This window comes from Acidovorax sp. CCYZU-2555 (assembly GCF_018413525.1).
Classification (GTDB): Bacteria; Pseudomonadota; Gammaproteobacteria; order Burkholderiales; family Burkholderiaceae_C; genus Comamonas.
Genome location: NZ_JAHCDD010000047.1, coordinates 22,808 through 46,287 on the forward strand (window position 1 = coordinate 22,808; position 23,480 = coordinate 46,287).

At 66.3% G+C, this 23,480-nt stretch carries 22 protein-coding genes and 1 pseudogene; 15 read left to right on the top strand and 8 right to left on the bottom strand.

Features of this window, described 5'->3' with window-relative positions; translation table 11 throughout:
* The first annotated feature begins 148 nt into the window (after positions 1 to 148).
* From ribBA to KHY18_RS16780, 12 genes are all read left to right on the top strand, one after another.
* Positions 149 to 1,270: a bifunctional 3,4-dihydroxy-2-butanone-4-phosphate synthase/GTP cyclohydrolase II gene (gene ribBA / locus KHY18_RS16725; RefSeq protein WP_213302239.1), complete on the top strand. Its 1,122-nt coding sequence runs from the start codon at positions 149 to 151 to the stop codon at positions 1,268 to 1,270.
* A 3-nt stretch (positions 1,271 to 1,273) separates the two neighbouring features.
* Positions 1,274 to 1,738: a 6,7-dimethyl-8-ribityllumazine synthase gene (gene ribH, locus KHY18_RS16730; protein WP_213302242.1), complete on the top strand. Its 465-nt coding sequence runs from the start codon at positions 1,274 to 1,276 to the stop codon at positions 1,736 to 1,738.
* Between the two features lies 1 nt (position 1,739).
* Complete coding sequence (nusB, locus tag KHY18_RS16735; protein ID WP_213302245.1) at positions 1,740 to 2,276, top strand: transcription antitermination factor NusB; 537 nt, start codon at positions 1,740 to 1,742, stop codon at positions 2,274 to 2,276.
* A gap of 82 nt (positions 2,277 to 2,358) precedes the next feature.
* On the top strand, positions 2,359 to 3,543 hold the full coding sequence (locus KHY18_RS16740; protein ID WP_213302248.1) for a pyridoxal phosphate-dependent aminotransferase: 1,185 nt from the start codon (positions 2,359 to 2,361) through the stop codon (positions 3,541 to 3,543).
* A gap of 6 nt (positions 3,544 to 3,549) precedes the next feature.
* A complete protein-coding gene (gene ybgC / locus KHY18_RS16745; protein WP_213302251.1) occupies positions 3,550 to 3,957 on the top strand; it encodes a tol-pal system-associated acyl-CoA thioesterase in 408 nt (135 codons plus the stop codon).
* Positions 3,954 to 4,658 (top strand): protein TolQ, encoded by a 705-nt coding sequence (tolQ, locus tag KHY18_RS16750; protein WP_213302254.1) that lies wholly within the window; start codon positions 3,954 to 3,956, stop codon positions 4,656 to 4,658. The genes ybgC and tolQ overlap by 4 nt, the downstream gene beginning before the upstream one ends.
* A 21-nt stretch (positions 4,659 to 4,679) precedes the next feature.
* On the top strand, positions 4,680 to 5,108 hold the full coding sequence (locus KHY18_RS16755; RefSeq protein WP_213302257.1) for a biopolymer transporter ExbD: 429 nt from the start codon (positions 4,680 to 4,682) through the stop codon (positions 5,106 to 5,108).
* Between the two features lie 29 nt (positions 5,109 to 5,137).
* Positions 5,138 to 6,271 (top strand): cell envelope integrity protein TolA, encoded by a 1,134-nt coding sequence (gene tolA, locus KHY18_RS16760; RefSeq protein ID WP_213302261.1) that lies wholly within the window; start codon positions 5,138 to 5,140, stop codon positions 6,269 to 6,271.
* Between the two features lie 487 nt (positions 6,272 to 6,758).
* Entirely contained in the window at positions 6,759 to 8,123 is a 1,365-nt protein-coding gene (gene trhP, locus KHY18_RS16765; protein ID WP_213302264.1) for a prephenate-dependent tRNA uridine(34) hydroxylase TrhP, read from the top strand.
* Between the two features lie 70 nt (positions 8,124 to 8,193).
* Positions 8,194 to 8,988, top strand: a complete 795-nt coding sequence (locus KHY18_RS16770; RefSeq protein ID WP_213302267.1) for a plasmid replication/partition related protein — start codon at positions 8,194 to 8,196, stop codon at positions 8,986 to 8,988.
* Between the two features lie 31 nt (positions 8,989 to 9,019).
* Positions 9,020 to 10,129, top strand: coding sequence for an NADH:flavin oxidoreductase/NADH oxidase (locus KHY18_RS16775; protein ID WP_213302270.1), 1,110 nt, complete (start codon positions 9,020 to 9,022; stop codon positions 10,127 to 10,129).
* A gap of 25 nt (positions 10,130 to 10,154) precedes the next feature.
* Entirely contained in the window at positions 10,155 to 11,567 is a 1,413-nt protein-coding gene (locus tag KHY18_RS16780) for an aminotransferase-like domain-containing protein (protein ID WP_213302330.1), read from the top strand.
* Here the strand turns inward: KHY18_RS16780 and KHY18_RS16785 are convergent.
* The 7 genes from KHY18_RS16785 to gabT all read right to left on the bottom strand — a co-directional run bounded on the left by KHY18_RS16785 (position 11,564) and on the right by gabT (position 20,272).
* Positions 11,564 to 12,331, bottom strand: a complete 768-nt coding sequence (locus KHY18_RS16785) for a DNA alkylation repair protein (RefSeq protein ID WP_213302274.1) — start codon at positions 12,329 to 12,331, stop codon at positions 11,564 to 11,566. The two genes, KHY18_RS16780 and KHY18_RS16785, sit on opposite strands and share 4 nt — an antisense overlap.
* Entirely contained in the window at positions 12,328 to 12,837 is a 510-nt protein-coding gene (locus KHY18_RS16790) for a MarR family winged helix-turn-helix transcriptional regulator (protein WP_213302277.1), read from the bottom strand. The genes KHY18_RS16785 and KHY18_RS16790 overlap by 4 nt, the downstream gene beginning before the upstream one ends.
* 459 nt (positions 12,838 to 13,296) lie before the next feature.
* The gene (locus KHY18_RS16795; RefSeq protein ID WP_213302281.1) at positions 13,297 to 14,295 is read right to left on the bottom strand and encodes a Bug family tripartite tricarboxylate transporter substrate binding protein; all 999 of its coding nucleotides are present in this window, start codon (positions 14,293 to 14,295) and stop codon (positions 13,297 to 13,299) included.
* Between the two features lie 51 nt (positions 14,296 to 14,346).
* Positions 14,347 to 16,128 (bottom strand): dihydroxy-acid dehydratase, encoded by a 1,782-nt coding sequence (ilvD, locus tag KHY18_RS16800; protein ID WP_213302303.1) that lies wholly within the window; start codon positions 16,126 to 16,128, stop codon positions 14,347 to 14,349.
* Positions 16,129 to 16,318: 190 nt separating this feature from the next.
* Positions 16,319 to 17,770, bottom strand: a complete 1,452-nt coding sequence (gene ccoG / locus KHY18_RS16805) for a cytochrome c oxidase accessory protein CcoG (protein WP_213302306.1) — start codon at positions 17,768 to 17,770, stop codon at positions 16,319 to 16,321.
* A 285-nt stretch (positions 17,771 to 18,055) separates the two neighbouring features.
* Positions 18,056 to 18,985 carry a 2-hydroxyacid dehydrogenase gene (locus KHY18_RS16810; protein WP_213302308.1) on the bottom strand — a complete coding sequence of 310 codons (930 nt, stop codon included), beginning with the start codon at positions 18,983 to 18,985 and terminating at the stop codon, positions 18,056 to 18,058.
* Positions 18,986 to 18,988: 3 nt separating this feature from the next.
* Positions 18,989 to 20,272, bottom strand: coding sequence for a 4-aminobutyrate--2-oxoglutarate transaminase (gabT, locus tag KHY18_RS16815; RefSeq protein WP_213302310.1), 1,284 nt, complete (start codon positions 20,270 to 20,272; stop codon positions 18,989 to 18,991).
* A gap of 326 nt (positions 20,273 to 20,598) precedes the next feature.
* On the opposite strand from gabT, the gene KHY18_RS16820 reads away from it, so the two are divergent.
* From KHY18_RS16820 to KHY18_RS16830, 3 genes are all read left to right on the top strand, one after another.
* A complete protein-coding gene (locus KHY18_RS16820; RefSeq protein WP_213302312.1) occupies positions 20,599 to 21,213 on the top strand; it encodes a helix-turn-helix domain-containing protein in 615 nt (204 codons plus the stop codon).
* Between the two features lie 97 nt (positions 21,214 to 21,310).
* Positions 21,311 to 22,078 (top strand): class II aldolase/adducin family protein, encoded by a 768-nt coding sequence (locus tag KHY18_RS16825; protein WP_213302314.1) that lies wholly within the window; start codon positions 21,311 to 21,313, stop codon positions 22,076 to 22,078.
* A 348-nt stretch (positions 22,079 to 22,426) separates the two neighbouring features.
* On the top strand, positions 22,427 to 23,305 hold the full coding sequence (locus KHY18_RS16830) for a Bug family tripartite tricarboxylate transporter substrate binding protein (protein WP_349630309.1): 879 nt from the start codon (positions 22,427 to 22,429) through the stop codon (positions 23,303 to 23,305).
* Here KHY18_RS16830 and KHY18_RS16835 read toward each other — a convergent pair.
* Positions 23,298 to 23,480 (bottom strand): annotated as a pseudogene (locus KHY18_RS16835) (GntR family transcriptional regulator); the annotation flags it as partial. The gene KHY18_RS16830 and the pseudogene KHY18_RS16835 overlap by 8 nt on opposite strands.

Genomic DNA, 23,480 nt, shown 5'->3' on the forward strand with positions numbered 1-23,480 from the left:
GTTTGGCTGCCATCCGGCAACCGACCCCGGAGCGGCCCGGGCCGCATCGATCGTTCTTTGGGGGCACTGCCTGCGGTGCCAGCGACAGTTCCCCCTGGAATGCACGCTGCCTGCGCCGATTGAACACCGGCATCCCAAGAAAGTTCGCATGACTGCCCCCCTGCATCCCGTAGCCATCTCCCCGGTGGAAGACATCATTGCCGACATGCGCGCCGGTCGCATGGTGGTGCTGATCGATGAAGAAGACCGCGAAAACGAAGGCGATCTGGTGCTGGCCGCCGATCACGTCACGCCCGAAGCCATCAACTTCATGGCGCGTTTCGGCCGCGGCCTGATCTGCCTGACGCTGACGCCCGAGCGCTGCGCGCTGCTCAAGCTCCAGCCCATGGCCACGCGCAACGGCACCAAGCACTCGACGGCTTTCACCGTCTCGATCGAAGCCGCCGAAGGCGTGACCACGGGCATTTCCGCCGCCGACCGCGCGCGCACCGTGCAGGCCGCCGTCGCGGCCAACGCCCAGGCCGACGATCTGGTCCAGCCCGGCCACATCTTCCCCCTGCAGGCCGTGCCTGGCGGCGTGCTGATGCGCGCCGGCCATACCGAAGCCGGCTGCGACCTCGCCGGCATGGCCGGCTGCAGCCCCTCGGCCGTGATCTGCGAGATCATGAAGGACGACGGCACGATGGCGCGCCTGCCCGACCTGCAGATCTTCGCCGCCGAACATGGCCTGAAAATCGGCACCATCGCCGACCTGATCCACTACCGCAGCCGCACCGAGTCGCTGCTCGAAGCCGTCGACAGCCGCCCCCTGCAGACGCCGTTTGGCGAATTCACGGTGCGCGTGTTCCGTGACCAGCCCAGCCGCTCGGTGCACCTCGCGCTGGTCAAGGGCAGCTGGAACGCCGACGACGAAGTGCCGGTGCGCGTGCACGAGCCGCTGTCGATTCTCGACCTGCTCGAAGTCGACCGCGAAATGCATTCCTGGAGCCTCGACAGCAGCCTGCGCTATATCGATGCCCAGGGCCAGGGAGTGGCCGTGCTGCTCAACTGCGGCGAAAGCGCCGAGCAGCTGCTGTCGCAGTTCGACGGCAGCGCACGCCCGGCCCAGGCGCCCGAGCGCGGCCGCATGGACCTGCGCACCTACGGCGTGGGCGCGCAGATCCTGCGCGAATGCGGCGTGCTCAAGATGCGTTTGATGGGCCAGCCCCGCCGCATGCCCAGCATGGCCGGCTACGGCCTCGAGATCACCGGTTACATCCCCAAGGAATAAAAAATGTTTGGCGCAGAACAGGGCACAGGCCCGCAACTCAACGGCGCAGGCTTGCGCATCGGCATCGTTCAGGCCCGCTGGAACGAAAGCATCACCAACGCGCTGGCCGCGGCCTGCCGCGCCGAGCTGCTGGCGCTGGGCGTGGAAGAACAGAATATCGACCATGTGCAAGTCCCCGGAGCGCTCGAAGTGCCCGTGGCGCTGCAGGCCATGGCCGAACGTGAGCAGTACGACGCCCTGGTGGCGCTGGGCTGCATCATCCGGGGGGAGACATACCACTTCGAACTGGTGGCCAACGAATCGGGCGCCGGTGTGACCCGCCTGTCGCTGGACCACCAACTGCCGATCGCCAATGCGATCATCACCACCGAAAACATGGAGCAGGCCATTGCACGCCAGACCGACAAGGGCCGCGACGCGGCCCGCGTGGCGGTCGAAATGGCCCAACTGCTCGCCACCTTGAACTGACATGAGCGAAGAACAATCCCCATCGGCCTCGGCCCGCCCCCCACGCCAGCAGCGCGCCGGCAACACCGCCACGGGCGCGCGCAAGGCCGCGTCCAAGTCCAACCGCAGCCGCGCACGCGAATTCGCGCTGCAGGCGCTGTACCAGCACATCGTGGGCCGCAACGACGCCACCGCGATCGACATGTTCACGCGTGACCTCGCGGGCTTCCACAAGGCCGACACCGCGCATTACGACGCGCTGCTGCACGGCTGCATCACCACCGAAGCCGACCTCGACGCGCTGATCCTGCCCAAGCTGGACCGCCAGATGAGCGAAATCTCGCCCATCGAACACGCGGTGATGTGGATCGGCGCCTACGAGTTCCTGCACTGCCCCGACGTGCCATGGCGCGTGGTGCTCAATGAGTGCATCGAGCTGGCCAAGGAATTTGGCGGCACCGACGGCCACAAGTACGTCAACGCCGTGCTCAACGGCCTGGCCCCCAGCCTGCGCAGCGCCGAAGTCACGGCCGACAAGGGCAAGAAGGCAGCCGACTGACGCGCGCCGGGCCGCCCGCAGCGGCGGCCCTCCTTTGATCTCTGTTAACGCCCGCGCCCTGCGGGCAGGATGGCACCCGCGGATGCAAGTATCGAAACGCGCCCAGCGCATCGAGCCGTTTTATGTGATGGAAGTGGCCAAGGCGGCGCAAGCCCTGGCACGCGAAGTCGCCGACACCAACGAGCCGATGATCTTCCTGAACATCGGCGAGCCCGACTTCACGGCACCGCCGCTGGTGCAGCAGGCCGCGGCGCGCGCCGTCGCGCAAGGCCAGACGCAGTACACGCCGGCCCTGGGCCTGGACGCGCTGCGCGAACGCATCAGCCAATGGTATGCACAGCGCTTTGGCGTCGATGTGCCCGCGCGGCGCATCGTCGTCACCGCGGGCGCCTCGGCCGCGCTGCAGCTGGCCTGCCTGGCGCTGATCGATTCGGGCGACGAAATTCTCATGCCCGACCCGAGCTACCCCTGCAACCGCCACTTCGTGAGCGCGGCGGATGGCAAGGCGGTGCTGATTCCCACGACGGCCGCCGAGCGCTTTCAGCTCAGCGCCGAAAAAGTCAGCGAGGCCTGGGGCGAGAAGACGCGCGGCGTGCTGCTGGCCTCGCCGTCGAACCCCACGGGCACATCGATCGCGCCCGACGAACTGCGCCGCATTCACGACGTGGTGCGCGCCCGCGGCGGCCTGACGATCATCGACGAAATCTACCTGGGCCTGTCGTATGACCCGGCCTACTCCCAGACCGCGCTGGCGCTGGGCGACGACCTGATCAGCATCAACAGCTTCAGCAAATACTTCAACATGACGGGCTGGCGCCTGGGCTGGATGGTCGTGCCCGAAACGCTGGTGCCGGCCATAGAACGCGTGGCGCAGAACCTGTTCATCTGCGCCAGCACCATTTCCCAGCATGCGGCCCTGGCCTGCTTCGAGCCCGAGAGCCTGGCCGAGTTCGAGCGCCGCCGCGCCGAGTTCAAGGCCAGACGCGACTATTTTCTTCCCGAGCTGGAGAAGCTGGGCCTGCGCGTGCCTGTCATGCCCGACGGCGCGTTCTACGCCTGGGCCGACTGCACCGACGCCGCACGCAAGCTGGGCGTCGAAGGCAGCTGGGACTTCGCCTATGCGCTGATGCAGCGCGCCCACCTGGCGATCACGCCCGGGCGCGATTTCGGCACGGCGCAGACTGCGAACTACGTGCGCTTTTCCACCGCCAACTCCCTGCCCCAGCTGCAGGAGGCCGTGCGCCGCCTGCGCGCGCTGCTGGGCTGAACGCGCATGGATTTCGCGTTCCCCATTCGCATCTACTGGGAAGACACCGATGCCGGCGGCATCGTGTTCTACGCCAACTACCTCAAGTTCTTCGAACGCGCGCGCACCGAGTGGCTGCGTTCGCTGGGACTGGAGCAACAAAAATTACGGGAACAAACCGGCGGTATGTTTGTCGTAACTCAGGCACAGGTCGATTACCACCGGCCCGCACGCCTGGACGATCAACTTTTGGTTACCGCCCGCTTACAAGCGAGCGGCCGTGCGTCGTTGACAATACGCCAGCAAGCTTTCCTGCAATCTCCCGCGGACGGTCCGCAATTGCTCAGTGAAGCGTCGATACGCATCGGCTGGGTCGATGGCGCAAGCATGCGTCCGGTACGAATTCCGATCAGCCTTCTGGAACAACTTTCATGAATTCCCAAAACATGTCCATATTCAGCCTGGTCCTGCAGGCCAGCTGGGTCGTACAGCTCGTCATGCTGGCCCTGGTGGTCGCATCGGTCGCCAGCTGGGCCGCGATTTTCCGCAAGTCCAGCCTGCTCAAGCGGGTGCGCGCGTTCAACGACGCGTTCGAACAGGAATTCTGGTCGGGCACCAGCCTCAACGACCTTTATGCGTCGGCCGCGCAGAACGCCAAGCGCGGCGGCCCGATGGAGCGGATTTTCGCCAGCGGCATGCGCGAGTACCAGAAGCTGCGCGAACGCCGCATCGGCGATGTCGCCACGCTGATGGACGGCACGCGCCGCGCGATGCGCGCGAGCCTGCAGCGCGAGATGGACGAAATCGAAGCCGGCCTGCCGTTTCTCGGCTCGGTCGGTTCGGTCTCGCCCTATGTCGGCCTGTTCGGCACGGTGTGGGGCGTGATGCACGCGTTCACGGGCTTTGCCAGCATGGAACAAGTCACGCTGGCCACGGTCGCTCCCGGCATCGCCGAAGCGCTGGTGGCCACGGCCATGGGTCTGTTCGCCGCGATTCCCGCGGTCACGGCCTATAACCGCTTCGCCCACCAGACCGACCGCGTCGCCAACCAGCTCGACACCTTCATCGAAGAGTTCTCCAACATCCTGCAGCGCAACGTGGGTTCGACCGCGAGCAGCACCGCGTCCGGCCACTGAGCCGCCACCAGGAGCCCATCCATGCCCGCAGTGTCTTCACGAGGTGGCCGCCAGCGCCGCACGGTCAACGAAATCAACATGGTGCCCTTCATCGATGTGATGCTGGTGCTGTTGATCATTTTCATGGTGACCGCGCCCATGCTCACGCCTGGCGCGATCAACGTGCCCAGTGCGGGCAAGGCCTCGCGCCTGCCGACCGAGAACCTGGCGCGCATCCTGATCGAGAAGGACGGCTCCATCCGTCTCAAGACCGGCAGCAGCGAACAGGTGGTGCGCCTCAACGAGCTGGGCGCAGCCGCCAAGGCCTGGCAGGCCCAGCAGCCCGAGGACAGCGCCGTCGTCATTTCCGCCGACAAGACACTCAGCTATGACACCGTCATGCAGACCATGGGTCAATTGCAGCGCGCGGGCGTGAAGCGCGTCGCACTCGACGTCAAATCCAGCCAGTAAACCCGGCCGTCCCCAGATCCTTGCCCTCCATGTCCCGACCGCCAGAACACGACCCCTTCGCCCCGCCCCCTCCTCCGCCGCGCCTGCGCGCGTGGCTTCTGGCGATCGTGGCGCACGGCCTGCTCGTGGCGGCAATGCTCTGGGCCGTGCGCATGCCGCCCGCAATGCAGGAGGCCGCGATCGAGGCCGAGCTCTGGTCCGCCCTGCCCCAGGAAGCCGCGCCGCCGGCGCCCACGCCCGAGCCAACGCCTGCGCCCCCGCCGGAAGTGAAGCCCGAGCCGCCACCGCCGCCGCCACCTCCTCCGGTCGTCGTGCCGCCGCCGCCACCACCGCCACCCGTGGTGCAAAAGGACGACGACCACGAAGCCGAAATTGCGCTCGAGCGCAAGAAAAAGCGCGAAGAGGCGCAAAAGCTCGAACGCGAAAAGGCCGAGAAGGCGGAAAAAGCCGATCGCGAACGCGAGGAAAAAGCACGCGAACGCCGTGAAAAGCTTGCCGAAGAGCGCAAGGAACGCCTGGAAAAGGAAAAGGCCGACAAGGCCGAGCAGGCAAAAATAGACAAGGCGGAGAAAGCCAAGGCCGAGAAAGCCGAGAAGGCCAAGGCCGAGCGCGAAGAAAAAGCGCGCGCCGAAAAAGCCGAGAAGGCGGAGAAGGAAGAAAAAGCCAAGGCAGACAAGGCCAAGGCCGAAAAAGCAGCCGCGGAGAAAGCCGCTGCCGACAAGCGCAAGAAGGAAGACGCGGCCAAGGAAGCCAAGGCCGCCGAAGCGCGCCGCGCCGAGAACCTGCGCCGCATGCAAGGCTTGGCCGGTGCGGGCTCCGACGACTCCAAGGGCAGCGCCGAACGCGGCAGCAGCCCCAACCAGGGCCAGGGCAACGGCTCCTCGTCGGGCGGGCCTTCGGCCGGTTACGGCGCCAAGGTCGCGGCCAAGGTCAAGCCCAATATCGTCTACCCCGACGATGTGGCCGGCAACCCGCGCGCCGAAGTCGCGGTGCGCACTTCGCCCGACGGCACCATCGTCAGCGTGCGCGTGACCCAGTCCAGCGGCAATGCCGCCTGGGACCAGGCCGTGGTGCGCGCGCTGCACAAGACCGACACGCTGCCGCGGGATACCGATGGGCGGGTGCCGAGTTCGCTGACGATTGGGTTCAGGCCAAGGGATTAAGCGCATGCTTGATTTCTAAAGCAGAACGTTCATCCTTCGAAAAGCTCTCAAGAAACAGCTTTTTTTGTCAAATAAATCAATGACTTAGAAGGTGGTCGGATTTTGGCAAAAGGCGGCAAAACAGTGACCCGTTCGTGGTGAGCCTCCCTGGCCGGGCGCGTCGCACCATGAACGGCCTGTCCTCATGCCTTGAGCGCAGGCCGTTCACCCTTCGACGGGCTCAGGGCGAACGGGAATTTTGAAGCCCGCTATTTCTTTTGAGCGCCTTGCGAGACCCCGTCTCGCTTACCCCGCTCAGGACGAACGGGGGGAGAGCAACTCGCTACCCCCTCGGGTATAACTCGCCAACGCCGTTCGCCCTGAGCCTCCCTGCGCGGGCAGGTCGAAGGGCGTTTGAGGGCGGGCGCTGCGCGCGACTTTGCCCTATACCCGGCAGTTTCAGGCCATGACCGCCACCCGATTTCTCCCAATCGGAGACAATTGCGCCATGCCTCTCAAAGCCCCCGAACTTCTGCTGCCTGCCGGCTCGCTCGACAAGATGCGCGCCGCCTATGATTTTGGCGCCGACGCCATCTACGCGGGCCAGCCCCGCTACTCGCTGCGCGCGCGCAATAACGAGTTCCGTCTCGAACAGATCGGCCAGGGCATTGCCGAAGCCCATGCCCGTGGCAAGAAATTCTTTGTCACCAGCAATCTGCTGCCGCACAACGACAAGGTGCGCACCTATCTGCGCGACATGGAGCCCGTGATCGCGTTCAAGCCTGACGCGCTGATCATGGCCGATCCCGGCCTGATGATGATGGTGCGCGAGAAGTGGCCCGAAGTGCCGATTCACATCTCGGTGCAGGCCAATACCGTCAACTATGCAGCCGTCAAGTTCTGGCAGCGCATGGGCATTGCCCGCATCATCCTGTCGCGCGAACTGAGCCTGGACGAAATCGAGAAGATCCGCCAGGAATGCCCCGACATGGAACTCGAGGTGTTCGTGCACGGCGCGCTGTGTATCGCCTACTCGGGCCGCTGCCTGCTGTCGGGCTACTTCAACCGCCGCGATCCCAACCAGGGCACCTGCACCAACGCCTGCCGCTGGAACTACGCGACCCAGGAGACCGCGGTCGACCCGAACACCGGTGAAGCCATGCCGCTGAAGATGGAAGGCGACTTCGACTTCGCCAAGGCCCAGCAGGAAGCCGAAACCGGCTTCTCGGCCTGCAGCAGCGAGCCGCGCCATCCCAAGGCCGACAATGTGTACCTGCTCGAAGAGCAAGGCCGTCCCGGCGAGCTGATGCCCATCATGGAAGATGAGCATGGCACCTACATCATGAACAGCAAGGACCTGCGCGCCATCGAGCACATCGACCGCCTGACCAAGATCGGCGTCGATTCGCTGAAGATCGAAGGCCGCACCAAGTCGCTGTACTACGTCTCGCGCACTGCCCAGACCTATCGCCGCGCCATCGACGACGCCGTCGCCGGCCGTCCGTTCAACCCGAACCTGATCACCGAACTCGAAGGCCTGGCCAACCGCGGCTACACCAGCGGCTTCCTCGAACGCCGCCCCGCGCAGGACTACCAGAACTACGAGACCGGCCACTCGGTGCTGCAGCGCAGCCACTTCGTCGGCGAAGTGCGCGGCTGGGCCGACGGCCTGGCCGAGATCGAGACCAAGAACCGCTTCTCCGTGGGCGACACGCTGGAAATCATCCACCCCAGCGGCAACCGCCAGGTGCTGCTCGAGAAGATGTTCAACCTGGAAGGCGAACCCGTGACCGTTGCCCAGGGTAATCCAGTCCGCGTGCGCATTCCGCTCGAAGGCCCGGTCGACGGCGCCTTGATTGCCCGCCTGCTCTGAGCCGGCGGCACAGTCCACCCTACCCTGTGGGCTGCTTTTGCAGCCCCTTTCTTTTTTCTGCGTACGCCCCATGAATATTGTTGTCAACGAAGAACTCAAGGCCTACATCGATCCGCTGAGCGCCGATGAACACGAAGCGCTGGAGCGCAGCATTCTTGCCGAAGGCTGCCGCGACGCGCTGGTGCTGTGGGGCGATCTGCTGGTCGACGGCCACAACCGCCACGGCATCTGCGTCAAGCACGGCCTGCCGTTCGAGACCGTGCAGGCCACGCATTTCCAGAACATGGACGATGTCCACCTCTGGATGATCGACCAGCACCTGGGCCGGCGCAGCGTGTCCGACTTCCAGCGCGGCGTGCTCGCGCTGCGCAAGCGCGAAATCGTCGCCGCGCGCCGCGCCAAGGCCGCGGAACACGCGCCCGCGCCCAGCGACGCCGCGCCGGCCGAGCCCACGGCCGACGACCAGGCGATGGCCACGCGCGAGGCGCTGGCCCGCGTCGCGCGCCTGAGCAGCACCCAGGTCAAGCAGATCGAGACCATCCAGCAGAAAGCCACGCCCGAAGTCGTCGCTGCCGTCAAGGCCGGCGACATTTCGATCAACGCCGCCGCCGCCGTGGCCCAGCTGCCCGCCGAAGAACAGGTGGCAGCCGCTGCCGCGGGTAAAGACGAACTCAAGCAGGCCGCCAAGCGCGTGCGTGAATCCAAGAAGAAGCCGCGCGACGAAAGCGCGGGCGACGACGCCCCGGCCGAAGAGCGCGTGGATGTCGCCGCCTTGCAGCAGCGCGTCGAGACGCTGGAGCAGGAAAATGGCATGCTGCGCCAGCAGATCAAGGCCTTGCAGGAATTGCTGCAAGAAAAGGCCTGATCTTTTTTCCTTTTCTTTTTCACGGGATGCCATGACCGCCTTGTTCTCTCCCCTGCCCCTGGGCAACGTCGAACTGTCCAACCGCATCGTGATCGCGCCGATGTGCACCTACAGCGCCCACGAAGGCGGTGCGACCGACTGGCATCTGATGCACTACGGCCAGTTGGCCCAGTCGGGCGCGGGCCTGCTGATCGTCGAATCGACGGCCGTCGAAGCCATGGGCCGCATCAGCCCCTGGGACCTGGGACTGTGGAGCGATGCGAACGAAGCCGCGATGCGCCCCGTGATCGAACATGTGCGCCGCTTCAGCGACATCAAGCTGGGCGTGCAGCTCAACCATGCAGGCCGCAAGGCCTCGAGCCTGCAGCCCTGGGCCGGCGGCGGCCCGCTGCCCCAGGACCAGCGCTGGCCCACGGTGGGCCCGAGCGCGCTGTCGGCTGCGCCCGAAGTGCCCACGCCCGCAGCCGCGACGCTGGCCGATCTGGTGCGCATCAAGAAAGCCTTGGTGGACGCCGCGCTGCGCGCGCAGCGCCTGGGCTATGACCTGATCGAACTGCACGCGGCCCATGGCTATCTGCTGCACCAGTTCCTGTCGCCGCTGAGCAATCAGCGCAGCGACAACTATGGCGGCAGCCTGGAGAACCGCCTGCGCCTGCTGCTCGAAGTGTTCGCCGCGGTGCGCGCGGCGCTGCCCGACAGCATTCCCGTGGGCGTGCGCATTTCGGCCATGGACTGGATAGAAGGCGGCTGGGATGTCGAACAGAGCGCGGTGCTGGCCAAAGAACTGCAGGCGCTGGGCTCGGCCTTCCTGCATGTGTCCAGCGGCGGGCTGAGCCCGGCGCAGAAGATTCCCGTGGGCCCGGGCTACCAGCTGCCGCTGGCGCGCGCGCTGCGCGCCCAGCTCACCACGCCCGTGATCGGCGTGGGCCTGATCACCGATCCGCTGCAGGCCCAGGCCGCGCTCGATGCGGGCGATGCCGACGCGATCGCGATCGCGCGCGCCGCGCTGTACAACCCCCGTTGGCCCTGGCATGCGGCCCAGGTGCTGGGCGCCCAGGTAACGGCATCGGCGCAATATCTGCGCTGCCAGCCGCATGGCGCGGGCGCGCTGTTCGCGCCGCGGGTGCCGGTTGCGGCCTAGTTCCGGGCCCGGCGCAGAACTGCGCCTGAAACGCTACGAAGCCCTGGCCGGCGATATCGAAACCTCGATACGCAGCGGCGTGCTGCAGCCCGGCGACCGGCTGCCTTCGGTGCGCAGCCTGTGCCACAGCCGCGGCATCAGCGCCTCCACCGTGTTCCAGGCCTACTACCTGCTCGAGGCGCGCGGCGTGGTGAGCGCGCGCGAGCGCTCGGGCTACTTCGTCGCTTCGGGCGTGCGGCGCATGCCGCCCGAGCCCGAGCAGGCTTCGCAGCCGCCCGATGCGTCGGTGTCGGTCGATGTCAGCGCGCGCGTGTTCGACATTCTTGCGGCCAGCGATGCGCGCAGCGTCGTGCCGCTGGGCTCGGCCTTTCCCAGCCCGCTGCTGTTTCCGCTGCAGCGCCTGGGCCAGGCCATGGCGCGCGCCACGAAGACGCTGGACCCGTGGAGCACGGTCGATGACCTCACGCCGGGCAATGCCGCGCTGCGCCGCCAGATCGCGCTGCGCTATCTGGCCCAGGGCATGGCCGTGCCCACCGAAGACATCGTCATCACCAACGGCGCGCTCGAAGCGCTGAACCTGTGCCTGGCGGCCGTGACGCGGCCCGGCGACGCGGTGCTGGTCGAGTCGCCCGCGTTCTATGCGGCGCTGCAGGCGCTCGAACGCCTGGGACTGCAGGCCATCGAAGTACCCACCCACCCGCGCGAAGGCATGGACCTGGCCGCGCTCGAAGCGGCCATCGTGCGCCACCGGCCCAAGGCCTGCTGGCTGATGAGCAACTTCCAGAACCCGCTGGGCAGCCTGATGCCCGAGGCCAAGAAGCGCGATCTCGTCGCCCTGATCACACGCCACCAGCTGCCGCTGATCGAAGACGATGTCTACGCCGAGCTGTATCTCGGCGCGCAGCGCCCGCTGCCCGCCAAGGCCTTCGACAGCGAAGGTCTGGTGATGCACTGCACCTCGTTCTCCAAATGCCTGGCGCCGGGCTGGCGCATAGGCTGGACCGTGGCCGGGCGCTTCTCCCAGGCTGTCGCGCGGCAAAAGCTCACGACCACGCTGGGCGCGAATGCGCCGGCCCAGGCGGCGCTGGCCGAATACCTGGAGGGCGGCGGCTTCGACAAGCATCTGCGCCGATTGCGCCAGTTTCTTGCGGCCGCGCAGGCGCCGTTCGCCGAAGCCGTTGGCCATTACTTTCCACCAGGAACGCGCGCCACGCGGCCCGAAGGCGGCTATTTTCTGTGGGTCGAGTTGCCGCCCGGCTGCGACGCGCTGACCCTGCACGCCCAGGCGATCGCGCGCGGCATCAGCGTCGCGCCAGGCCCGATCTTTTCGGCGTCGCACGGCTTTCGCCACTGCCTGCGGCTGAACTACGGCCATGGCTGGGATGCGCGCATCGAAGACGCGCTGGCCGTGCTGGGCCAACTGGCCCGCGGCGCCTAGAGGCTGCGCATGGCGCGCTGGCAGATACGCCGCGTCGCGGCGCCGGCCTCGGCCTGCAGCCACTGCGCGCACAACGCACGCACCCAGTCGGGCTGGTTCTTGGCCGCGTCGTTGAGCCAGTTGGCGACCGAGTCCTGCACATAGACCGACGCATCGGCATGCAGCGGCGACAGCAGCGGCAAGCCGCGTTCGGGCTGCTGCTTGAGCGCTGCGATGTGCGCGCACCACACGCCGCGCGGGCGCAGCGCTTCGCAGGCAAAGCGGCGCAGGCGTTCGGAAGGCTCGTGGGTCCACACCGTGAGCTGCGCAATGGCCGCATCCAGCTCGGCCGCCAGGTGGGGACGCACTGCCATCCAGGCCCATTCGCGCACGCCGAAATGTGCGTCGTCGGCCAGCGGGCGAATCGCTTGCAGCCGCGCGGCGAGATCCAGCCCCGGCTGGGTGCCGACCATGAAACAGGCCCAGCCGCGCACGGTGTCTGACGCATGCGCGCTGCAGGCGGCGATGCCCGCGCTGCCCAGCGCGTCGAACAGCAGGCTGCCGATACCGTTCATGCGCTGCAGAATGCCGCGTTCGCAGACCTCGGCCGCGGCCGCCAGCACGGGCGCGGGCAGCGCGGGAAAAACCGCGCGCAGCAGCTGTGCCTGGTCCACGGCCAGGCCTTCGACCAGCGTGGCGCTCCGCGCCTGGCCCAGCGACAACGCCTGCAGCAGATCGGCGGGAATATCGGCGCCGCGGCGCGCGCCCTTGCGTGCGGTCGTCATGGCGGGCCCGCTTCGCTGCGTGCGGCAAGGCCGGCGCCGACCTTTTCCAGCAGACCCGCAAGCTGGCTGCGCTCATCCACCGAAAGCCCGCCGAACACGCCTGCAATCCAGCGGCCATGCTCGGCCACCACGGACTGTGCGAGTTGCCGCCCCCGGGGCGTGAGTTGCACGCGCAGCGCGCGCCGGTCCGCGGCGTCGGCCTGGCGCTCGACCAGCGTGTCACGCTCCAGACCGTCCAGCAGGCCGGTGACGGTGGCGCGCGTCACGCCGGCTTGCTCGGCCAGTTCGCGCGGTGCCAGTCCGGCGCTGGCCGCTTCGAGTAGAAAAAGCAACACAAAGCGCCCTTCGGACAGCCCGTAGCCTGACAGCACGCGCGCGCAATCGCGATCGATGGCCGCGGCCAGCGAAAGCGTTTGAAAACACAGGCGGATACGGTCCTGGCCAGGCCATTGGCGGCGCTGGGCTTCACCCAGCAGCGCCTGGTATTTTTGTTCGAATTCTTGCATGTCACCATATTATATGGCGCCTAACAAATTGGCAAAAAAATACTCCAGGACCAACGTCATGGAGTATTTTGTCCCGGACCCGCTGCCTTGACGGCAGTGCCCGTGCACATATGCCGACTGGACGTCGGCGGCTGCGCAGGTCAGCTCTGCAATTACTGGTTGGCCAGGCCGATGTGGGCTTCGCGGTAGTCAGCGATGAAAGTGATCAGGGTGTTGATGGCTTGACGCATGGTGTGCTTTCTATGAGATGCACTCAAACAACTGGTGGCTAGCATCTCCAACACCACCAGAGCGGGACACCTAAGTAGTAACCCGTAGCCTCTAGTATAAACCCTATACGCGTTTTTACGCAGCCAGTGCGACAAAACAACATGGTATGCATGTGGGATTGTCACGACACCATCAAAAACGGGAGCCAAGGCTCCCGTTGTGTTTTTTGCGCCGCGGCGCAGCCCCCTCTCAACCTTCGGCGGTAAAGCCCACGCGTTGCACGATGGGGCCCCACTTCGCGACTTCCGACTTCACCAGCGCCGCGAGTTCGGTGGGCGTGGAAGACATGGCTTCGAGGCCGAAGACCGCGAGGCTGTCGACCACGTCCTTCGAGGCCAGCGCAGTGCGCATATGGCCGTTGAGGCGCTGCACCAATTCGGGCGCGGCCTTGGCCGGCAGGAAAAACGCAAACCATTCGCTGTGCGCCATGTCGGCATAACCTTGCTCGACCAGCGTCGGCACCTGCGGCGCGAAACGGCTGCGGCGCTGGCCGCTCACGCCCAGGATGCGGATCTTGCCGCTGGAAAGATGCTGCAGCATGTCGCCCACGGGGCCGCACACGGCAGAGACATTGCCGCCCATCATGTCGAGCAGCGCGGGCTGCGTGCCGCGGTAGCCCGCGTGCTTGAGCTCCACGCCGCCGTGCTGACCGAGCAGCGCGCCGATGAAATGCGGTGTCGATCCCGGTGCGGGCGAGCCAAAGTTCGCGCCCAGCGGGTTGGCCTTGGCCCAGGCCAGGAACTCGCGCACATTGGTCACCTGCGCCGGCACTGCGGGGCCGACCGCAAAACCGAAGTCGAACACGCAGCCCAGCGTCACCGGCGTGAGATCGGTGACCGGGTTATAGGCAAGCTTCTTGTAGATGTGCGGATAGATGGACAGCATCGACGTGGGTGTCTGCAGCAGCGTCGCGCCGTCGGCCGGCCGGCCCTTGACGTAGTTGATCGCGATCTGGCCGCCCGCGCCCGTGCGGTTCTCGACCACCGCGATCTTGGCGTAGCCCGGCGCCAGCTGGGTTCCGACACGGCGGCAGATGGCGTCGGACGTGCCGCCCGCGGCAAAGCCCGTGATGATGTTGAGGCTCTCGAGCGCTGCCTGGGCATGGGCCTGCATTCCGATGCTGGCCAACAGGGCACCCGCGCCGCCCGCGCCCGCAGCGCCCAGCCATTCACGTCGATTCAGAGTCATTGATTGCTTTCTTGATATTGATAGGGAAGACGCGCAAGGCCGCCCTCTCGTTCAGCCTTCGTCACGCAGCCAGGTGACCGCGCCCGAGTGCGTCACCGCGCCCTGGTGGGCCGGTCGCACCGTCAGCGCGTATTTTTCCAGCAAGCCGCCCCAACGCACTCCCGTATTTACGCGAGCATGGGCGTTTTCCTGCAGCCGCTGCGCAAGTTCGGCCTCAGACAGCGCGACGCTGATGGAACGCGCCTGCGGGCGCGCGTCTATGCTGACCATGTCGCCATCGCGCAGCACCGCGATAGGCCCGTTGTCGGCGGCTTCGGGCCCGGCGTAGCCTATGCACAGGCCGCGCGTCGCGCCCGAAAAGCGCCCGTCGGTCAGCAGCGCCACCTTGTCGCCCATGCCCTGGCCGTAGAGCAAGGCCGTGATGCCCAGCATTTCGCGCATGCCGGGGCTGCCCTTGGGGCCTTCGTTGCGGATCACGATCACATCGCCCGCGGCATAGCGCATGGCCTGCACCGCGGCCTGGGCCGCTTCTTCCGATTCGAACACGCGCGCCGGGCCGCTGTGCACCAGCGTCTTGAGGCCCGCGGTCTTGAGCAGCGCGCCGTCGGGGCACAGATTGCCCTTGAGCACGGCCAGGCCGCCGTCGCGCGAGATCGGGTTGTCGATGGCGCGCACCACCTGGCCGTCGGGCGCCTGGGCCGACGCGAGTTCCTCGGCCAGCGTGCGCCCGGTGAAGGTCAGTACATCGCCATGCAACAAGCCCTGGTCGAGCAGGCTGCGCATGATCACGCCCGCGCCGCCGATGTAATAGACATCGCGCGCCAGATAGCGGCCGCCGGGCCGCAGATCGGCGATCAGCGGTGTGCGCGCGAACACTTCGGCGACATCGTCGAGGTGAAAGCGTATGCCGGCCTCGTGTGCGATTGCCGGCAGATGCAGCGCCGCATTGGTCGAGCCGCCCGTGGCGCTGACCACGGCGCAGGCATTTTCGAGCGCCTGGCGCGTGACGATGTCGCGCGGCAGCGGGCCCCGGCCTTCGGCGCTGGCCCACACGGCGCGCATCAGCGTCTTCGCCGCGCGGCGCATCAGCGGCGCGCGCTCGCTGAACACCGCGGGCACCATGCTCGAGCCTATGGGCGCCAGGCCCAGCGCTTCGCTGACCATGCCCATGGTGTTGGCCGTGAACTGCCCCGCGCAGGCGCCGGCCGTGGGCAGGCAGCTGCGGCTGATCTGCGCGAGGTCCTGCTGCGTGGCCGTGCCGGCCAGTACCTGGCCTATGGTTTCATAGGTGTCGACAACGTTCAGGTCGCGGCCCTCGGCTCCTGGCGTCTGGCCCGGCAGCGCCGAGCCGCCGTGCACGAACACGCTGGGCACATTGCAGCGCAGCATGCCCATCATCAGTCCCGGCAGATTCTTGTCGCAGGCGCCGATCGCGAAGATGCCGTCCCACTGGTGGCCGCGCACCGAAGCTTCGACGCTGTCGGCAATCAGCTCGCGCGAGATCAGCGAAAAGCGCATGCCCGAATGCGCCATCGTGAGGCCGTCGCTCACCGAGACCACCGGGCATTCGTGCGGCGTGCCGCCGCCCGCGTAGATGCCGGTCTTCGCATGCTGGGCCTGGTCGCGCAGGTTCAGATTGCAGGGGCTCATTTCGCCGCCGGTATGGAACACACCGATATGCGGGCGTTCTATATCTTCATCGTCCTGGCCCAGCGCATGCAGGAAGCTGCGCGTCGTGGCGCGCACCGTGCCCTGGCGGATGATGGCGGAGCGAAAGCCGGGAGCGGCGGCGGGCTTGGCGTCTTCGGGCGCGCTGTCGTGAGGATTTGTCATGGTGTTATGCGGACTGAACGGGGGTGCGCACACCATAACCAAACACCGCGCCGACATGCTAGCCATGGGCGCTGAGGCGTCACCGAGGTGACAACGCGCTCAACTGCCCCCGTTCGCCCTGAGTCTGCCCATGCCCACCCATCGAAGGGCGAACGTCTGCACTATGACTGAAGGCGCAGTGCGAACACCATCACCGCGGCACCAAAAACGTCGTCTTCGCCTGCACCGCAATGGAAGCATCGACCGGCGAATGCACTTCCAGCTGCACCGGGTGCGAGCCCGCGGAGGCCACGCCGTACGGTGCCTGCAGGCGCACGACGATCCAGCGGTCGGCCGCGGCGTCTACCGTGACTTCGGTGTCCGAGGCCACGCGCAGGCCGTCAAGGCCCGAGGCCGAGAGCTGCAGGCGCTGCGGCTGTTCGGTCGCATTGCCCAGTTGCACGCGGTAGATGTTCTCGATCTGGCCGCCGGCGACGATGCGCGACAGCGTGCCGCGATCGCGCACCACATCGACCTTGAGCGGAACGCGCACATAAAGGCTCACCACCATCGCCACCGTGAGACCCAGCAGCACCGCGCCGTAGATCAGCACGCGCGGACGCAGCATGCGGCGCACGACCTGCATGCCGCGCCAGCCACGCGCCAGCGCGTTCTCGGTCGACAGCCGTATCAGCCCGCGCGGGTAATGCATCTTGTCCATCACCGAGTTGCAGGCGTCTATGCACAGGCCGCAATTGATGCACTGGTATTGCAGGCCGTCGCGGATATCGATGCCCACGGGGCAGACCTGCACGCACAGCTTGCAGTCGATGCAGTCGCCCAGGCCCTGGGCCTTGTAATCGATGTCCTTGGCGCGCGGGCCGCGGCTTTCGCCGCGCGCGGCGTCATAGGTGACCAGCAGCGTGTCCTTGTCGAACATCGCGCTCTGGAAGCGCGCATAGGGGCACATATGGGTGCAGACCTGCTCGCGCAGAAAGCCCGCGTTGCCATAGGTGGCCAGCGCATAGAACAGCACCCAGAAAATCTGCCATGCGCCCTGCAGCGCCATGACTTCGACGGCCAGCGTGCGGATGGGCACGAAATAGCCGACGAACGTGAAGCCGGTCCACAGCGCGATCAGCAGCCACAGCAGATGCTTGGAAGTGCGCTTGAGCAACTTCTCGCGCGTCCAGCCGCTGTTGTCCAGGCGCAGGCGCGCGCTGCGGTCGCCTTCGGTCTTGCGCTCTATCCACATGAAGATTTCGGTGTAGACCGATTGCGGGCAGCTGAAGCCGCACCACAGCCGTCCGGCAACCGCGGTGAACAGGAACAGCGCCAGCGCCGAAATGATCAGCAGCGTGGTGAGATAAATGAAATCCTGCGGGTACAGCAGCCAGCCGAAGATATAGAAGCGCCGCTGTTCGAGATCGAACAGCAGGGCCTGGCGATCATTGATCTGCAGCCAGGGAATGCCGTAGAAGAACAGCTGCGTGATCCAGACCATGGCCCAGCGCCAGCGCGCAAAGACCCCGCTGATCGAGCGTGGCTGGATTTTCTTGCGCGCCTCGAACAACGGCTGCTCGTGCTCTTCAATGGGCACGGGTGCGATGGGAATGACCTTGCGCGGTACTTTGCCGCGCTGTGACGTGGGGTGATCTGACATAAGGCCTCAAAGACAACGGTGGCGGCGACGCTTCGCGCAGCGCCGTACCTTGTCCGCTACTATGCGCCGCAAGCACTTTGGGCAACAGCAGCAGATGGGACGATTTGGACCGTATCAGATGGTTTATTGATCTAAATCACCGTATCAGTTCCCGCGCGAACGCCGCCCTCCCACGCCGCCGGCCGCCCGGCGCCCGCGGGAGACCGCAACGCCAGGCATCATCCGGGGTTTTGGATTCCGCACCAAAAGCCTTTGGCATGCGCGCCCCCGCGCCGGGGCCGGCCTTCAGTAGCCCGAAGCGCGCTGCACCATGCGCAGCAGCGGCTGCCCCGCGAGCAGCCGTTCGCAGTTTTCGGCGATCTGGCCGACCACGTCGGGCATGGGCATCACCGCGGCCATGTGCGGCGTCACCATGACCTTGGGGTGGCGCCACAGCGCGTTGTCCACGGGCAGGGGCTCGACCGGAAACACATCGACCAGCAGCCCGCCGAGCTGGCCCGACTCCAATGCCGCCAGCACATCGGCCTCGACGAAATGCGGGCCGCGCCCCACATGGATCAGCTTGGCGCCGGGCGCGAGCCGCGACAGCAGATCCCGCGAAAGAATGCCTTCGGTCTCGTCGGTCAGCGGCAGCACGCAGATCAGCACTTCCGTCGCCTGCAGAAAAGGCCCCAGCCCGTCGGCGCCAGAAAACGTCTCTATGCCGTCCATGGTCCGCGGGCTGCGCGACCAGCCTCTGACCCGGTAGTGCTGGGCCGCGAGCGCGCGCGCCATGTGCGCGCCGATTTCACCCAGGCCCATGACGCCCACAACGACATCGGCCGCCGCGCGATTGGCCGGCCGCTGCCACAGCAGTTCGCGCTGGTTGCGCGCGGCGATGTCGAAGCCGCGGTGAAAAGTCAGCGTGCCCCACAGCGCGTATTCGGTCAGGCGCTGCGCCTGCGCCTGGTCGATGACGCGGCAGATGGGAACATCGGGCAAGCCGGGGTCGCGCACCAGGCTGTCGACGCCCGCGCCTATCGAATGCACCATGCGCAGACCCGGCAGCTGCTGCCAGGTGTCGCGCGGCTGGTCCCAGCAGACCGCGACGCAGGCGTCGCTGGCCGCGGCATCGCCGGGCCGTACGATGGTCCAGTCTGGCAGCCGCTTGCGCAGCAGTTCTTCGACCGCAGTCTTGTGGTGCAGATAGGCACCGGCAACCGCCAACGTGGGCATCTCTCAAGCCTCCGCGACGACTTGGGCCAGCAGCGCCAGGCCTTCCTCGAACACGCTGTCTTCTATGGTCAGCGGGAACAGAAAGCGAATGACATTGGCATTGACCCCGCAGGTCAGCAGCAGCAGTCCTCTTTCCAATGCGAGGTCCTGGATGCGCTTGACCCGGGCGGCCAGCGGCGCGCCCGTGGCCGGGTCCTTGAATTCGGCCGCGACCATGGCGCCCAGGCCGCGCACTTCGGCAAGCTCAGGCACCGTGGCCTGCAGGGAGCGCAGCACCTGCGTCAGCTTTTCGCCCAGCTGCTGTGCGCGCGCCGGCAGCTGCTCCGCTTGCATCACTTCGATGACTGCGAGCGCCGCGGCCACGGCCAGCGGATTGCCCGCGTAGGTGCCGCCCAGCCCGCCCGGCGCCGCGGCGTCCATCAGTTCCGCGCGGCCCGTGAGCGCCGACAGCGGAAAGCCGCCCGCAAGGCTCTTGGCCATGGTGATCAGGTCTGCCTCCACACCCATGTGCTCCAGCGCGAACAGTTTGCCCGTGCGCCCGAAACCGGTCTGCACTTCGTCCACGACCAGCAAGATGCCATGCGCGTCGCAGATTTCGCGCAGCTTGCGAAACAGCGCCGGGGGCGCGATATAGAAGCCGCCTTCGCCTTGCACCGGCTCCAGGATGATGGCCGCGACACGCTTGGGATCGACATCGGCCTTGAACAGTTTCTCTATGGCCGCGATGCTGTCGTCGACCGTCACGCCCAGGGCTTCAGCGGGGAAAGGCACATGCCAGACGTCGGCCGGCATGGCGCCGAAGCCGGCTTTGTAGGGGTGGACCTTGCCGGTCAGCGCCATGCCCATCAAGGTGCGGCCGTGGAAGGCGCCCGAGAAGGCGATGACCGCGCTGCGGCCCGTCGCGGCCTTGGCCACCTTCATCGCGTTCTCGACGGCTTCGGCGCCCGTGGTGAACAACGCGGTCTTCTTCGGGTAGCTGCCGGGCGTCAGCGCGTTGAGCTTCTCGCACAGCGCGATGTAGCTCTCATAGGGCGTGACCTGGAAACAGGTGTGATGAAAGCTGTCGAGCTGCTGCTTGACCGCGGCCACGATGTGCGGATGGCGGTGGCCGGTGGCGAGCACGGCGATGCCGCTGCCGAAGTCGATCAGGCGCTTGCCGGTCACATCCCAGATTTCGGCATTCAGGGCCGAGGCCGTGAACACCTGCGTCTGTACGCCCACCCCGCGCGGGCAAGCGTCCTGCCGGCGTTGTTCGAGGGCTGCATTCGGGTTGGCAACTTGGAGCATGGGGATTCCTGGGGCTGATGGAAGGGATGGGCGATGATTGATTGACAAATTCTAGCCCCTTGGTGAAATACAACAATCGTTTTTTCACCAAACTGAACTAATTTTCAAAACATTTCACCCTATCGTCTTGCGGCCCGAGTTGGCGCAAAATACGGCTCTGCCTGCGGCAAAAGAGGCGCAGCGCGCGCCCATTTGCCATGCCGCGGCAAGGCCCGCCCGATACCCACGAAGAAATGCCAACAAACCGCCCCAGCCCCCCCAAGCCCGCCAAAGGAACCGCGAACCCGCGCAAGGCTGCGGCGAAGAGCCCAGCCAAGCCGAAGGCCGTGAAACCGAAAGCAGTCAAGCCAGCACCCGCTGCCGAGCCGGCGAAGTCGGTCGATCCCATGGAATGGGTGGGGCGCGAAATCAAGGGGCTGCGCAAGGCCAAGAACCTGTCGTTGCAGCAGGTGGCCGAAATCTGCGGAAAGTCCATAGGCTTTCTGAGCCAGGTGGAGCGCGGCAAGAGCACGCCGTCCATCAGCGACCTGCACCAGATCGCCGAAGCCCTGGGCGTGCAGATCAGCTGGTTCTTCCCGCAGGGCGGAACCGTCGAGCCGTCCGACGGCGGCGTCGTGGTGCGCAAGGCACGGCGCCGGCGCCTGGCGTTCGCATCGGGCATCTCCGATTTCCTGCTCTCGCCCAACCTCGAAGGCCCACTGGAACTGCTCTTTTCCACCATGGAGCCGGGGTCGGACAGCGGCCATGACACCTACGAACATGTGGGCCACGAGGCCGGCGTGGTGCTGAAGGGAACGCTGGAGCTGTGGATAGGCGCGCAGCACTTCACGCTGGACGAAGGCGACAGCTTCAGCTTCGCGAGCAGCACGCCCCACCGCTATCGCAATCCGGGCAGCACCGCGACCGAACTGATCTGGGTGGTAACGCCCCCTTCCTACTAGTCTTGCTGCGTCCTGTGGCGTTTACGACGCGCAGGAATTGGTCAATAATGAAAATATCATTATATATTTTCACGTTGATGGAATTCCACAGGACACCATGCGCACGACATACATCTACCCCGAAGTGAAGGCGGCCGTCAGCGCGGCGGAATGGGAGCAGCGCGTCAATCTGGCGGCGTGCTACCGCCTGATGGCGCACTACCGCATGACCGACCTGATCTACACGCATGTGTCCGCGCGCGTGCCCGATGCCCCGCACGAATTCCTCATCAATCCCTACGGCCTGATGTTCGACGAGATCACGGCGTCCAGCCTGCTCAAGGTCGACCACGACGGCAAGATCATCCAGGACCCCACGGGCATAGGCTGCAACCCGGCAGGCTTTGTGATCCACAGCTGCATACACCACGCCCGCGCCGATCTGAACTGCGTGCTGCACACGCATACCGCGGCGGGCATGGGCGTCGCGGCCCAGGAGCGCGGCCTGCTGAACCTGTCGCAGCACGCGATGCGCTTTCATGGCGGCCTGGCGTACCACGACTATGAAGGCGTGGCCCTGGACGCCGACGAGCAGCCCCGGCTGGTGCGCGACCTGGGCAACCACCAGGTCATGATCCTGCGCAACCACGGCCTGCTGTCGGCCGGCGCCACGGTGCGCGAGGCGTTCGACCTGATCTATTACCTCGAGCGCGCCTGCCAGGCGCAGATCGCGGCCCAGGCGGGCGGCGCGGCGCTGCGTGAATGCAGCGACGCAGTCGCGGCGAAAGTGGCGCGCCAGTTCAGCGTCTCCGACGGCAGCGACGAGCGCGACTGGCCGGCCTTGCTGCGCATGCTGGACCGCATCGACGACAGCTACCGGCAGTGAGCTCCTAGGCCTTGTGCCTGCAACCCGGGCCCGCTTTGGCGGGCCTTTTTTTCGCGCGTCTTTCGCGCTCGCCTGCACCGACCTGTGCACCCGGGCGCGCGCCCTGCCCCAAAAAAGTCCGCGGCTTCACCAATTCAGTGACTGGCGTTAGCCCTATTCCTGTTTTGTGAAAATTTAATGCAAAATTTTCACTGGCATGCAAATTGCGACAGCAGTTGTGCCAAAACTGGATAAACCTAGGAAGTACTCATGCGCCGAATTTTCCTCAGGGCAGCTCTCAGCTGCGTCGCTCTTGCCATCCCCTTCGCCGCTGCGGCGCAGGACGGTGCCTCATACCCCCACAAATCGGTGCGCCTCATCGTGCCTTTCCCTCCGGGAGGCGGCACCGATGCCATCGCGCGCGCGCTCGGCGAACGCATGTCCGTGGACTTGAAGCAGTCCATGGTCATAGACAACAAGCCGGGCGCGGGTGGCATGATCGGCGCCGAGGCGACGGCGCGCAGCCCGGCCGACGGCTACACCTTGTTCGTGGGCACGAACAGCTCGCTGGTGACCAACAAGTTCCTGTACGCCAAGATGCCTTACGACCCCGACGGCTTCGAGCTGATCGGCCTGGTCGGCATCACGCCCCTGGTCGTGGTCATCAACCCGGCCGTTCCGGCGCGCACCATTCCCGAGCTGGTCGCCTACGCCAAGGCGAATCCGGGCAAGCTGACCTATGCGTCGTTCGGCAACGGCACGACATCGCATCTGGCCGCGGAGCTGTTCAAGCAGCGCGCGGGCATAGACATGCTGCATGTGCCCTACAAAGGCGCGTCCGAAGCCCTGCCCGCCATCATCGGCGGCCAGGTCTCGGTCTACTTCGACACCATCGTCAGCTCGATTCCGCATGTGAAGAGCGGCAAGCTGCTGGCGCTGGGCGTGACGTCGGCCAAGCGCTCCCAGACGCTGGCCAATGTGCCGACCATCGCCGAGCAGGGCTATCCCGGCTACGACATGTATCCCTGGTACGGCCTGGTCGCGCCCAAGGGCACGCCCAAGGAGGTGCTGGAGAAACTGCGCGCCAGCTTGACGCGCGCGCTGGCCGACCCCAAGCTGGTCGAACGGCTGGGCCCCACAGGCGCGGAAGTCACGCCCATGACCGCCGCCGAATTCCAGGAGTTCGTGCGCATCGACACGGTGAAAACCGAAAAGGTCGTGAAGGCCGCGGGCGTGGCGCTCAACTAGCGGGCTGGCCGGCGCGCATGGCGCGGGTAATGCCCGCGGCCGTGCGGCGCACATGCGCGCGCATTTCCTGCTCCATGCGGTCCGCGTCGCCCGACTGCAGCGTGGCCAGCAGCCGCTGGTGCACCTGCTGCACAGCGCCGGACGCGGGATCGTTCTCCAGCCAGATACGCATCAG